Origin of the sequence: Planococcus sp. CPCC 101016 (assembly GCF_007859295.1) — a bacterium.
Classification (GTDB): Bacteria; Bacillota; Bacilli; order Bacillales_A; family Planococcaceae; genus Planococcus.
Window position 1 is genome coordinate 479,602 of sequence record NZ_VOHB01000002.1, and the last position, 12,972, is coordinate 492,573.

The 12,972-nt window shown below is 42.5% G+C and carries 11 protein-coding genes; 7 read left to right on the top strand and 4 right to left on the bottom strand.

Going from position 1 to position 12,972, the window contains the following annotated elements:
- Window positions 1–46 precede the first annotated feature (46 nt).
- The 5 genes from FQV26_RS02225 to FQV26_RS02245 all read left to right on the top strand — a co-directional run bounded on the left by FQV26_RS02225 (window position 47) and on the right by FQV26_RS02245 (window position 6,326).
- On the top strand, window positions 47–1,492 hold the full coding sequence (locus tag FQV26_RS02225) for a DEAD/DEAH box helicase (RefSeq protein WP_146555740.1): 1,446 nt from the start codon (window positions 47–49) through the stop codon (window positions 1,490–1,492).
- A gap of 248 nt (window positions 1,493–1,740) precedes the next feature.
- Entirely contained in the window at window positions 1,741–2,307 is a 567-nt protein-coding gene (locus FQV26_RS02230) for a 3D domain-containing protein (protein WP_146555741.1), read from the top strand.
- Between the two features lie 208 nt (window positions 2,308–2,515).
- Entirely contained in the window at window positions 2,516–4,042 is a 1,527-nt protein-coding gene (locus FQV26_RS02235; protein ID WP_146555742.1) for a phytoene desaturase family protein, read from the top strand.
- Window positions 4,039–5,496, top strand: coding sequence for a phytoene desaturase family protein (locus FQV26_RS02240; RefSeq protein ID WP_146555743.1), 1,458 nt, complete (start codon window positions 4,039–4,041; stop codon window positions 5,494–5,496). The genes FQV26_RS02235 and FQV26_RS02240 overlap by 4 nt, the downstream gene beginning before the upstream one ends.
- Complete coding sequence (locus FQV26_RS02245; protein ID WP_146555744.1) at window positions 5,493–6,326, top strand: phytoene/squalene synthase family protein; 834 nt, start codon at window positions 5,493–5,495, stop codon at window positions 6,324–6,326. The genes FQV26_RS02240 and FQV26_RS02245 overlap by 4 nt, the downstream gene beginning before the upstream one ends.
- A 324-nt stretch (window positions 6,327–6,650) precedes the next feature.
- On the opposite strand, the gene FQV26_RS02250 is transcribed toward FQV26_RS02245, so the two are convergent.
- From FQV26_RS02250 to FQV26_RS02265, 4 genes are read right to left on the bottom strand one after another with little or no spacing between them, the layout of a single operon-like run.
- Window positions 6,651–8,144, bottom strand: a complete 1,494-nt coding sequence (locus FQV26_RS02250) for a phytoene desaturase family protein (RefSeq protein ID WP_146555745.1) — start codon at window positions 8,142–8,144, stop codon at window positions 6,651–6,653.
- On the bottom strand, window positions 8,141–9,241 hold the full coding sequence (locus FQV26_RS02255) for a glycosyltransferase family 2 protein (protein ID WP_146555746.1): 1,101 nt from the start codon (window positions 9,239–9,241) through the stop codon (window positions 8,141–8,143). Before FQV26_RS02255 ends, FQV26_RS02250 begins: the two co-directional genes overlap by 4 nt.
- A 2-nt stretch (window positions 9,242–9,243) precedes the next feature.
- Window positions 9,244–9,918 (bottom strand): lysophospholipid acyltransferase family protein, encoded by a 675-nt coding sequence (locus FQV26_RS02260; RefSeq protein ID WP_146555747.1) that lies wholly within the window; start codon window positions 9,916–9,918, stop codon window positions 9,244–9,246.
- Complete coding sequence (locus FQV26_RS02265; protein WP_146555748.1) at window positions 9,915–10,664, bottom strand: carotenoid biosynthesis protein; 750 nt, start codon at window positions 10,662–10,664, stop codon at window positions 9,915–9,917. Before FQV26_RS02265 ends, FQV26_RS02260 begins: the two co-directional genes overlap by 4 nt.
- A 424-nt stretch (window positions 10,665–11,088) precedes the next feature.
- On the opposite strand from FQV26_RS02265, the gene FQV26_RS02270 reads away from it, so the two are divergent.
- On the top strand, window positions 11,089–11,937 hold the full coding sequence (locus FQV26_RS02270) for a MurR/RpiR family transcriptional regulator (protein WP_146555749.1): 849 nt from the start codon (window positions 11,089–11,091) through the stop codon (window positions 11,935–11,937).
- A 166-nt stretch (window positions 11,938–12,103) separates the two neighbouring features.
- Window positions 12,104–12,943, top strand: a complete 840-nt coding sequence (locus FQV26_RS02275; protein WP_146555750.1) for a transporter substrate-binding domain-containing protein — start codon at window positions 12,104–12,106, stop codon at window positions 12,941–12,943.
- The last annotated feature ends 29 nt before the right edge of the window (window positions 12,944–12,972 follow it).

Consider the following 12,972-nt stretch of genomic DNA (forward strand, 5'->3'; position numbering starts at 1 on the left):
GATAATAGGAGAACCTGAAATTTTTGAACGGAGATGGAGAGCAATTATGAACAATAAAAAGTTTAATGAGTACGGAATAAGTGAACCAATCGTAAAAGCCCTTGAAGGACTAGGCTATACAGAACCGACAGAAGTGCAAAGAAAAGTCATTCCTGTCGCCCTGTCAAAGACTGACTTAACAGTAAAGTCCCAAACAGGAAGCGGAAAAACAGCCGCTTTCGGGATTCCAATCTGTGAGTTGGTTGATTGGGAGGAAAACAAACCTCAAGCGTTAATCTTGACGCCTACACGTGAATTGGCGGATCAGGTAAAAGAAGACTTAACAAATATTGGCCGCTTTAAACGCATCAAAGCAGCGGCAGTCTATGGGAAGCAGCCTTTTGCCTACCAACAAGCTGAATTAAAGCAGAAATGCCATGTTGTAGTCGGAACACCGGGTCGTGTGTTTGACCATATCGAACGCGGTACACTGAATCTGGAGCGAATCGAGTACTTGGTTCTCGACGAAGCGGATGAAATGTTGAATATGGGCTTTGTGGAACAGGTTGAATCGATTATTAATAAGTTGCCGAAGCAGCGTACGACTATGCTGTTTTCAGCAACTTTGCCTGAAAATGTAGAAAACTTGCAGAAAAAGTATATGATCGACCCTCAACATATTGAAATTGCCTCAACAGAAAATTTGACAGCTCAAATCGATCATACCTTGTTTGTTGTAGCTGAACAGAAAAAGTTCTCCTTATTGCGTGACGTGACGATTATTGAGAATCCGGATAGCTGTATTATTTTCTGCCGGACAAAAGACAATGTCGATTTTGTCATGGAACAATTGGAAAAGCATTATTATACCTGTGATAAATTACACGGCGGAATGCTGCAGGAAGACCGTACTGCGGTCATGAACGACTTTAAACGTGGAGAATTCCGCTACTTGGTAGCGACGGATGTTGCGGCCCGAGGAATTGATATTGACAGTATTACGCATGTTATCAACTACGATCTGCCGATGGAAAAAGAAAGTTATGTGCATCGTGCCGGCCGTACAGGACGCGCTGGAAAAACAGGAAAAGCGATTTCGTTCGTTACGCCAAACGAAGACAAGTTTTTAACAGAAATTGAAGACTATATCGGGTTTGAAATTCCGCGCAGAACTGCTCCTTCAATCACTGAGGTTGAAGAAGCGATGCCGGACTTTACAGAAAAACTTGAAAGCCGTCCGAAATTGAAGAGAAATAAAAATGAGCAAGTTAATAAAGATATTCTTAAGCTATACTTTAACGGAGGCAAGAAAAAGAAGCTCCGTGCTTTTGATTTCGTCGGAACTTTGACAAGTATTCCTGGCGTAACGGCTGAAGACATCGGAATCATCAAAATTCAGGATACGGTTACCTACATTGATATTCTAAATGGCAAAGGTCCTATGGTTCTGAAAGCGATGAAAGATAAAACTGTAAAAGGAAAGATCTTGAAAGTGCATAAAGCCAATAAATAATAGGAAGAACGTACGCTGGTTAATAGCGTACGTTTTTTTATTTCCCTGGAAATTCAGATGGATGAATCATAAGGAATGGTTTGAAAGTCTTTTATTTTACCATTTTTTAGGTTTTAAAAAGAGTCTAATTAATACTTATGTCACAAAATGAAGCGGTATTGTAATGAAACATGCTCTTTATTGTTACGCCCCTGTAATATTCCCGTGCTATTTTAATTGTACTTAGAAAAAGCAAAGGGGATAGCAGATTGAAAAAACTATTGGCAGTCTTGAGTTTTGCACTGATTTTATTCCTAGGCACTTCGATTGAAAGTTCAGCAGCATCAACTGTATACACAGTAAAAAGCGGGGATACCTTATATAAGATTTCACAAACGCAAAAAGTATCGGTCAGCAATTTAAAAACTTGGAACGGCTTAAAGTCAAATACAATTTACCCGAAACAAAAGCTTCAATTGAAAAAAACAACTGCTAAGCCAGTTTCCAAAAAAACCACTCCTTCCCGTTCTACAAGCGGATCGGTAGCTAAAGAATTCACAGTAAGTGCAACGGCTTATACGGCCTATTGCAAAGGATGTTCAGGAATTACAAGAACAGGACTTAACTTAAAGAAAAATCCTGGATTGAAAGTCATAGCAGTAGATCCGAAAGTCATTCCACTTGGAACGAAAGTTCATGTTGAAGGTTATGGCTACGCAGTCGCTGGAGACACAGGCGGTGCCATTAAAGGAAATAAAATAGATGTTTTTATTCCGACCCAAAGCAAAGCGCTTAAGTGGGGACGCAAAAACGTAAAAATAAAAATACTAAACTAAGCGAAAAACCGGCTCATATTTATGAGGCGGTTTTTTTGTGTTCAGCTTTAATGCGTTTTTTTACTGCTGAGAACTATTTCGAAAGGAACAAGTTAAAAAGAGTGAAAGAGGGTAAATTCAAATAAATAGTCTTTTATAACCTTAGGCGGTATAATATTTGTATAATTAATGTAGAATGTTAGGGCGATTTGAAATGGAGGCATCTGTTATGTCGGAGAAGATGATTGTGATAGGGGCCGGACCGGGTGGCTTAGCTGCCGCAATGTTATTGGCCAGTAAAGGGTACCAGGTGGATGTCTATGAAAAACAGCCATGGGTAGGGGGCAGAAATGCAGAACTGCGACTTGGTGATTTTACTTTTGATACAGGTCCGACTTTTTTGAGTATGCTTCATTTAGTAGAAGAGCTTTTTGAAGCGACAGGCCGTAATTTAAAAGATTATATGAATGCTATTGAACTAGATCCCATGTATGAGTTGATTTTTGAAGACCAAAATCTGGTGATGACACGCAATAATCAGGAAATGAAAAAACAGATCAATGAAAATTTTAAAGGTGATGGCGACGGCTACGAGCGTTTTATGAAAGAAACCGGAAAGAAATTAGAAGCCCTATCACCCATGCTTCAATCGAAAATGGACAGCTATTTTGGCATGGTCCATCCGAAAGTCTTAAAGGCATTGCCAGAACTTGAAGTGAATAAAACTTTATATGATGTTTTGTCCCGTTATTTCAAAGATGAGCGGCTTAAAATGGCTTTTGCCTTTCAGTCCAAATACTTAGGCATGTCCCCATGGGAATGTCCAGGTGCTTTTTCCATACTTTCTTATATGGAGCATGCTTATGGCATTTATCATCCGATCGGAGGAGTTAATCAATTATCGCAAGCAATGGCAAAGGTTGTAGAAGAACTCGGCGGTAAAATCCACACCAGTACAGGTGTGAAGAAATTATGGATTGAAAATCGCAAAGTAAAAGGCGTGGACCTTGAAAATGGGCAGCGTGAAGCAGCAGACGAGGTAATTATCAACGGTGATTTTGCCCATGCCATGAATAATTTGGTGGAGCCAGGAATCCTAAAAAAATACACGCCGGAAAAGTTGGCAAAGAAAAAATATTCCTGCTCAACGTTCATGCTTTACTTGGGTCTTGATAAAAAATATGACCTTTCTCACCACACCATCGTATTCGCAAAAGATTATAAAAAAAATGTAGAAGAGATGACAAAATCACGCATTCTCTCTGCAGATCCTTCCATTTATGTGCAAAATGCCAGCGTGACCGATCCGACCTTGGCGCCGGAAGGGAAATCAGCGCTATACATTCTAGCACCAGTTCCCAATAACTTCAGTGAAATCGGTTGGGAAAAAGAACAGCATGCATTCCGTGAATTGGTATTGGATATTATAGAAGAAAAGACAGAATTCAAAAATTTGCGGGACCATATTGAAGTTGAAAAAATGTTGACCCCAATGGGATGGCAGGAAGATTATTCAGTTTATGAGGGAGCAACTTTCAATCTCGGACATCAATTAACGCAAATGATGGTGTTCCGTCCCCACAACAAATTTGAAGAATTAAGAAACTGCTGGTTGGTTGGAGGAGGCACTCATCCAGGTAGCGGATTGCCGACGATTCTGGAGTCTGCCCGCATTACCGCCAACGGCATTCTTAAGCAGCATGGCAAAGAAGGAATCCCGATTCTGCCTCTCCCAGCACTGGAGGGGTTTGCATGAAAATTGCTATGATTGGTGGCGGCGTCGGGGGAATGATGGGCGCATTGTATTTAACGAATATGGGGTTTGAAGTCACGATTTTTGAAAAAGAGGAAAAGCTTGGAGGCCGTTTAACTTTTGTTGAAAGGGATGGCTTTAAAGTCGATCAAGGACCTACAATTGTCTTATTGCCTGAAATGTTTCAAGAGCTCCTTCAACAGGCAGGGATTCCAGAAGAAGAAATCGAATTATTACTATGTGACCCACTTTATTCCATTCGTTTTCCGGATGGCACTGTCTATACCAAATATCCTGATATCAATCGTCAACTGGAAGAGATTAAAAATGTCTTTCCTGATGAAAAAGAAGGGTTTCTTCGGTATATTTCAGATGGGCGCAAGCGTTTTGAAATCGGAAAATCATCATTCTTAGAGCATTCATTTATCAATAAATCCGATTTTTTTACAGCCCAAAATATAAAAAAATTAATGAAGTTAAAGCCGCAGCAGTCTGTCAAAAAAATGACGTCAAATTATTTCCGGGATGAGCGGCTGCAATTAGCTTACTCCCTCCAGTCCTTGTATATCGGTGGAGATCCATTCCGTGCCCCCGCAATGTATTCACTTGTCCCTTTCAGTGAGCACGAACATGGAGTATATTATTTGAAAGGCGGCTACGGAAGTCTTATTCCAGTGTTGGAAAAAGCGCTGCGGTCACGAAACAACTTGACAATTAAAAAGAATTGCACGGTTAAACAGATTGTAACAGAAGATAAAAAAGCCAAAGGGATTGAAACAGCAGAAGGTTTTGAAGCATTTGATGCGATTGTTTACAACGGCGATTTTCCTGGAATTGAAAAAGTATTGCCTGAACAGAAAAAACGAAGTTATACGGCCTCTTCAGGATGTGTCTTACTGTATTTTGGTTTGAACAAAGTATACGAAGAAGGAAATGTCCATCAATTTTTTATTGGCGATAGTTACGAAGATCATATGGACGACGTATTTGTAAAGAAACGGAAGACCGAAAATCCGGCGATCTATACGTTCCACCCATCTAAGATAGATGATTCACTGGCTCCTGAAGGCAAGGGGGTTCTGTATGTATTAGTTCCAGTGCCGTCCGGGACGGACATCGACTGGGCGAGTGATACAGCTTGGATCGATCGAATCATTGATCGCATGGAAGAATTGGCTTTTCCGGATCTCAGGGAAGCAGTCGAATGGATGGAAGTCCGTACGCCTTCAGAAGCAGAAGCTTTCGGCCTGTTTAAAGGAGGCAGTTTCGGAATTGGTCCGACGCTGTTCCAATCAGGTGTTTTCCGTCCCCAAGTCAAACCATATAAAACGGATCGCTTGTATGCGGTTGGCGCTTCAGTCCATCCCGGAGGAGGCATACCGATTGTCATGCAAGGTGCAAAGCTGCTGGCAGAGCAAATCCAAGGCGATTTTGCAAAGGAAAGGGGCAGTGCATGATGAATTTGAAAGATGCTTATACCTCCTGTGAAAAAGTCATCGCTACACATTCAAAAAGCTTTTACAAAGCATTCTCTTTGCTCCCTAAGGAAAAGCGGAAAGCTGTTTGGGCGGTTTATACGTTTTGCCGGACAGTAGACGATATTGTAGATGAAGGGCTTAATTCCGAAGAAGAACTTGAACAATTCAAAAACGATTTTGAAGATTTCTTAACCGGGGTCTATGATTCCGAAAACCCGACATGGGTAGCGTTGGCACATGTATTTGAAAATTATGATATGGATGTCGAGGCTTTTAGGGGATTAATTACAGGACAGGAAATGGATTTGACCATCAATCGCTATCGCACGATGGAAGAACTGTTGAATTATAGTTACCACGTGGCCAGTACTGTTGGATTGATGCTGCTGCCGATTTTGGCTCCAGGCAAAACGGGCATCCTAAAAGAAGGTGCAATATCGCTAGGTTACGCTATGCAAATAACCAATATTCTCCGTGACATCGGAGAGGATCTGAAATTGGGCAGAATCTATTTGCCCGAAGAAATCATGGGCAAATATGAATTGTGTGAAGACGAACTGCGTTCCGGAATTGTCACTCCGCAATTCATTGCGGTTTGGGAAGAGCTGGCATCAAAAGCCGAGTTCCATTACAAAAAAGCTTTTGAGACCATACAGGATTATCCGCTATCTTCACGGGTTCCTGTCAAAGGAGCAGCGCTTGTATATCGTGAAATTCTCGTTACTATTCGATCCAAGCAATACAATGTCTTCCGCGAAAAGCATTACGTACCGGAAGAATCGAAGCAAGCGATTTTGGCTTGTTTGTAAACCGAAAAGTGGAAGCAGCCATCTAGCCGCGACAAGCGCTGGAAGTCTTACTGGTAATGTTGCCCTTTGCCATTGCCGGTAAGACTGAAGCGACTCGAGGGGCTGGCTGCTGGAGTCTGGACATCGAAAAGCGGAAGCGCCCATGTAGCTCTGCCGGGCATAAGACAGATCAGCGAAGTGGCATGTTTTAAGTCACGTAGCTGAGTTGGCTTATGCCCCAAAGAGCTGGGCGCTGGAGACTGGACAATGAAGAAAAGCGGAAGCGCCCATGTTGCTCTGATAAGCTTAATTGATATATATCCTTAATTGTAAAAGACACTTCCATCACGATGATGGAAGTGTCTTTTTGAATTTCCCAATGATTTTATTCGCTACATTCAAGCCGCTCAATACGACCATGGGTGATCCGCCGCCGGGATGTGTACTGCCGCCGACGAAATACAGATTTCGGATATCGCGGCTGGCATTTGGCGGCCGCAGAAATGCGTCTTTCGGTCGATTGGATGAAGGTCCATACAAGGCGCCGCGGAAAGATCCGAATTTATCTCGGATAAAAGCGGGAGTAAAGAGTTGCTCTTCCGCAAGATGACTGCGAATATCGACCCCATAGTTTAAAAGAAAGTCATAAATACGTTCTTTATAAGCCTCTGGATCAATTTGAAGATGCCCCTCTTTGGTCAGAGCGGGTGCATTGACAAGGATAAACAAGTTGTCGCCATCAGGAGAGACCGACGGATCCGTGTAGGAAGAATTACTGATGTAGACTGTCGGCTCATCGCTATAGACTGAAGCATCAAACAAGTCATTGAATTCCTTTTGATAATCCGAGGAGAAAAAGACATTATGGTGTTTGAGGCTGTCGAGTCGTTTTGTTAAGCCAACAGTTATAACAAATGCCGAAATCGACGGTTCGAATGCGGCAACCTTAGCGTCAGATAAGGATGGACGCTCCGCTTCATTGACCAAATCTGGAAATGCTGATAGCAGATCTCCATTTAAAATGACCAAGTCCGCAGCAATTCGGGTTCCATCTTCAAGCTCGATGCCGTGGGCTTCTCCGTTGTCCGTCATGATTTTTTTGACCACCGCATTGGTGTTCAATTGAGCACCGGATTTTCTGGCCACTTCAGAAAATGCTTTTGCAATGCCGGTGTTGCCGCCTTTTGTGTAGTAAACTCCTTCAACCAGTTCCAAGTAAGCGATCATGGAAAAAGTGGCCGGTGCCCGGTAAGGGGACGAACCGATGTATGTAGCATACCGGTCGAAGGCCTGAACAAGTAAGGGATCTTTGAAATAGCGCTGAAAAAAATGGTGCATGGATTCTGCCGGGCGAACTTGAGAAAGGGCGAAGCCAAGAGACGGTGAAAGGTAATCGCGCCAGGATTGAAAAGTCACCGGGAAAAAAAAGCGTTCCGATAATCTGTAAAGGCGGCTGATTTCTTTTATGAAAGCCGGGTATTTCTCCGCTGCCGAAGAATCGAAGGTTTGAAGATGGTGAATCATCTGTTCCTGATTGCTTGTAAAGTCAAATGCACGGCCATCTGGAAAATGATTGCGTGTATGTGCTTCTAAAGAAATGAACTCCAGGTAATCTGCTGGATTTTCACCTGTTTGGGAAATGACTTTATTGAAGACCGCCGGCATCGTAATCGTGTTTGGGCCGAAATCGAAATGATAACTCCCCAGTTTAACAGGCATAAGTTTGCCGCCCAAATGATTGTTTTTTTCAAAAAGCTCCACTTCGAATCCTGCATGTGCCAGTGTTACTGCGGAGGCGAGTCCACCTAATCCGCCGCCGACTATGACGATTTTTTTCATGAATAATGCCTTCCTTTCCATGAATAAGGCTGTTTTTTCAAAGATTTCCGCATGGATTGCATCAGGACACCCAACATTGCCGCAGCTTGCAGAGGAATTAGAAACGCCAGATACCAGCGTTGGTTGGTGACCATGTCGACATACCAGCGTTGAGCTACTGTCAGCAAGTAAGGCATGATCCACAAGTAGAAACCGCTGAACAGGCCGTATACTGCTAGCACTGGAGGGAGAACATAAAAGATCGTATAAAAAAGAATAAGGCCGACTGCAAGTACAGGTGAGCGTCCGATTCCGGCATAGCTGTTTTTCAGAAATCCTTCCCATACTTCAGAATTGGTGCTATACATCCGGCATTTTACCGACATTGTAATGTTGGCCAATACTACCTTGAATCCATGCTCCTTCATCTCACGGGCAATATGCACATCCTCGACCAGTGAAGTGTGGACCGCTGCATGTCCGCCGATTTTTCGGTAGCTGCTTGTTTCAAACATCATCCACATGCCGTTTGCCGCGGTAGCCGCTTTGAATTTCGTATAATTTGCCAAAGCAATCGGCAAGTGGAACAAGATGACAAAATGCAGCATCGGGACAAGAAGCTTGCTAAGAAAAGGCGATACATCAAAGGCTGGGAAGCCGGTTAACAATTGAGATTTTTTTCGCTGCATCAAGGCCAATGACTGTACAATCGCTTTTGGCCTGAAGCGGACGTCCGCATCGACGAACAGCAAATACTCCCCCGAAGCGGCTTGCTGCAATTGGTGGCAAGCATGGACTTTTCCGACCCAATTTTCAGGAAGTTCTTTGCCCTGCAGAATAGCAAAACGAGAGTCTCCAGCAATCGTCCGTTCCAGCTCATCTTGTGTTCGATCTGTGGATTGATCATTTAAAATAATGAATTCCACATGTTCGTATGAAGAATTTTTCAAAGACTTTACCAGAGTTTCTACATTGCGCTCTTCGTTTCTCATGGGTACCAGTACTGACACCAAAGGGGCAGCAGACAGTCTCGGCTCCTTAGGCAAGGCCGGGAGAAACAGGCGATTGATGATAATCCAAGCTAAAAAAGTCAAGTGGATCCCAATGTAAATGCCCATGATCATTTTCTCCTTTTTCCAAGCGATTGAAACGCATCGCTGTTTTCGCTGATAACCGTCTTTTTTAAGGAATCAAGCTGTTCAGTGCAAAGCTGCTGCAAATAAAGCGTTTTTTCTTTGCGGGTCATATGTCCAATTTCTTCAGTGGACACAGGCTCGTGCTGGCGGATCCAGATATCCGGTTTTTGTTGGTGCCCAAATGAATAGTAAAAGCTGAGCGGCACAACAGGAACTTCTGGGCAATGCTCCATCAGATAAGCGATACCGGTTTGAAAAGCCAGTGGCCTTGTTTCAAGGTGAAACTCATCTCCCTGAGGGAAGAGTACAACTGACTTTCCCTGCTTCAGCAATGCTTCAGCGTATTGGAGTGAAGTCAGAATCTCTTTTGGTTTTTGGCGATTGATAGAAAATGCTCCAAGGTAACGGAAATAAGAATGCTTTTTTAATCCTTCTTCATGCATCATCATGTGGATATCGTGATGCCAGACTGTACGGTTCAAATAGAAAAATACTAGGCCATCCCACCAGGAACTGTGATTGGCAATAAACAATACCGGCTTTTCGGGAATGGCTTTTACGCCTTGTCCAAGAAGGCGCGAAAAGGAGGATCGGATAAGCGGCGTCAAGTACAGATTAAAACCTGTTTCAAATAAAGCCGATTTCTTCGCATCAATCATACAGGTCGCCTCTTCCAGGCCAGTAAAACAATCAAAACAGTTAAGAAAGCAGTCAAGGAAGCGGCCAGTATTAATCCGCCGATTGCTCCAAGCATGATAAACATAGCGATCATTAATACATACAGCAGGACCATTCGTTTTTCAGGGAGTTTGGCCATAATGACCATAGATTTCTTTTTCATCGTCAAGTCGATTATAAGATGCAGAACAAACGCCACGACAAACCAACCGAAAAAATTGGTCCAGGGAATATCATAATAATGTCCGGTATCTTCCCATATCCAATATTGTTTAATTTGATAAGCCACCGGATCGATGATCAAATCAATAATGACGGCGCCAATCCCGCCGACTAGTGCATATAGTAAGCCACCGGAAGGAACAATCCAGCGCGCGACTACGTGGGTAGTGGCCATGACCATCAACCAGGCGAAACCAATCGCAATGGGGACGCCAAAAACATTCGGTGCAAAACGGTCTGTGTAATCATAGGAACCGAACAAAAAACCGCTGTCTGCGCCAGCCCATTCTACTATGAAGGTGGAGAAGAATATGAGGACGCCAATAGCCGAACCAACACCGATGCCAAAGCGTTTAAGGAAGTACAAAAAGCCTAAGGTGCCGGCAAGCATCAGAAAGAATGCATTGGCCCACTCCAGCCAGGAGGGCAGTAAATCGAAACCAAGTAAAATAATTCCGCATATGTACCAAAAAATAAAAAGTTTAAATATCCGATTTTCCCACATTATGAACAGCCCCTCAATAAATTCACTTATACAAAGATTATACAGGAGACTGTCATAAATATAAAAACATGTGAGGTTCTATAGAAAGAAAGAGTGGCGTGGTGACCATACAAGGTGTTTTAAGCTTCCAAAATAAGGGGATAAATGGTGTAGTTTACTTTGCCGTTAGTTAGTTTTTTCGAGACATTCAAGTAGTTAAGTAATGGAAATCACGTATTTATTTAAATTTAAAAGAAAATTTTATCTAATTTTTCTACGGAGGATATAGCTCAAAGCCTTGAGGAGCAAGCACTCAGCTGTAACTGTTGATTTATCTGAGTATATCGTTAGTCTTGAATTTTCTGTAAACTATTGCAGGGTTTCCTGCATAATAGTATACTTTAGAAGAGTAAATGAGTGTGTTCTTTAAGTGGAGGCGTTAAATATGCAGGATTTACTGCGAAGTGTGTCTAATTCTTACCCAGAATTTAGTTCAGGCCAAAAAAAGGTCGGTGATTTGTTTTTTAAAGAACCCATTTTTTTAGCGTTCTCTTCTGCTCTCGAAGTGGGCCGGCGAGTGAACGTCAGTGAATCGACAGTAATCCGCTGGACACAAAAACTTGGTTATAAAGGATACGCGGAATTTCAACAGGTCGTGCAGCGGAAACTTGCTGAAGAACGGCTGGATAAGGCGGAACAGAAAATTCCAGAACCTGTTGCTGATCAGTCTTTTCTGGAAAATTTATTGGATGCGGACATTTTAAGTATTGTTAAGCTGAAAAAATCGATAAACGAAGACAAACTTCTTCAAGTCGTCGATAAAATCAGCCAGGCAGATCGTGTTTACGTCACCGGCAACTTTTTCGATTATGGCATAGCCCATTGGTTTGCCAGCTGGTTGAACCTCGCACTCAATCATACTGAGATGATGTACTCTTCAACGGGTGAATACTATACCCAACTCTCCAAACTGGAGAAAGGGGACCTGGTGATTGCTTTTGTCTTTCCCCGGTATACAAGAATTGTCATCGATACATTGAGAAGCGCGAAAGAACAGGGAGCGAAAGTGATCGTTTTAACTGATTCTGAAGAATCGCCAGCCTGTGATTATGCAGACTATGTTCTTACCGTATCTGTGAATTCGAATCTAAGTATTGATTCGTACACATCGGTCCATGCACTTTTAACTTCGATTATGCGATTTGTATATGTCAAAGATCAGGTCAAAATAAATCGTAATTTGGCGAAGGTCGAAGCTGTCTACAAAGAGCGAAATCTTTTTATTCCGTATTAATAGCGAGTAAATCCGCTAATTTTTACAGGTAAATCTCTGATCGTGAAAATACGGTTGGAACCACTAACACTAGAGTAATTTTTTTATCTGGAAACACTCAATTTACTGGGAAATTCCGAAACGCCTCGGCGATTTGGTCAATTATAAACGAAAAGGGGAGAGCGAAATGAAAAAGAAATTGTCATTTTTAAGTGTAATTTTTTCTGCGGGAATGCTATTGGCTGCTTGTGGAGGGGATGACTCAACCAGTTCGGAAGAAGGATCAAGTACAGAAGGCGGGAATAGTGATTTGAACTTAGTAGAAGAGGGGAAATTCACTAGTGCTTCAAGTGGACTTTACAAGCCGTTCAACTATGAAGAAGGCGGTAATTTAACAGGATTTGATATTGATATCGGCAATGCGCTTGCTGAAGAAATGGGATTGGAACCAAACCCGGTAACTACACCTTTCGAAACAATTATTCAGGGATTGACTACTAACCGTTACGATGCGATTTTAGGATCTATGGCTATTACCGAAGAACGTGCTGAACAAGTGGCATTTTCTGATCCTTACTATTACTCTGGCGGGGTGATTTTCGTCCGTGAAGGAAATACTGAAATTACTTCAGAAGCTGATCTTGAAGGAGCGACAATCGGCGTAGTTGGCCAAAGTACGTACGATACAGCAGCGCAAAATTATACAGATGATATTCAATACTACAATAGTGACGTAGTAGCATTACAGGATCTAACAGTAGAAGGCCGTTTAGATGCTGTTATTACAGCCGATGTAGTAGGATTTGAAGCGCAGAATGCAGGTTTGGAAATCGAAATGGTCGGCGATCCGCTATGGATTGAACAAGCAGCTGTCGCTGTACGTCAAGATGACGAAGCTTTGCTTGAAGCGATCAATGAAGCTTTAGCAACTATTGTAGAAAATGGAACATACGAAGAAATTTCTCAGAAGTGGTTTGGACGTAACCTCCTCGATGTAGATCTTGAAGGAATTGAAATTCTCAACTAAATGAGCTGAGATGGGGAGGAGTGGCGTTT

Bases quoted from the DNA above. Each gene is read 5' to 3' on its own strand.
- FQV26_RS02225 (WP_146555740.1), top strand. From the start codon at position 47: ATGAACAATAAAAAGTTTAATGAGTACGGAATAAGTGAACCAATCGTA.
- FQV26_RS02235 (WP_146555742.1), top strand. From the start codon at position 2,516: ATGTCGGAGAAGATGATTGTGATAGGGGCCGGACCGGGTGGCTTAGCT.
- FQV26_RS02240 (WP_146555743.1), top strand. From the start codon at position 4,039: ATGAAAATTGCTATGATTGGTGGCGGCGTCGGGGGAATGATGGGCGCA.
- FQV26_RS02245 (WP_146555744.1), top strand. From the start codon at position 5,493: ATGATGAATTTGAAAGATGCTTATACCTCCTGTGAAAAAGTCATCGCT.
- FQV26_RS02250 (WP_146555745.1), bottom strand. From the start codon at position 8,144: ATGAAAAAAATCGTCATAGTCGGCGGCGGATTAGGTGGACTCGCCTCC.
- FQV26_RS02255 (WP_146555746.1), bottom strand. From the start codon at position 9,241: ATGGGCATTTACATTGGGATCCACTTGACTTTTTTAGCTTGGATTATC.
- FQV26_RS02260 (WP_146555747.1), bottom strand. From the start codon at position 9,918: ATGATTGATGCGAAGAAATCGGCTTTATTTGAAACAGGTTTTAATCTG.
- FQV26_RS02265 (WP_146555748.1), bottom strand. From the start codon at position 10,664: ATGTGGGAAAATCGGATATTTAAACTTTTTATTTTTTGGTACATATGC.
- FQV26_RS02270 (WP_146555749.1), top strand. From the start codon at position 11,089: ATGCAGGATTTACTGCGAAGTGTGTCTAATTCTTACCCAGAATTTAGT.
- FQV26_RS02275 (WP_146555750.1), top strand. From the start codon at position 12,104: ATGAAAAAGAAATTGTCATTTTTAAGTGTAATTTTTTCTGCGGGAATG.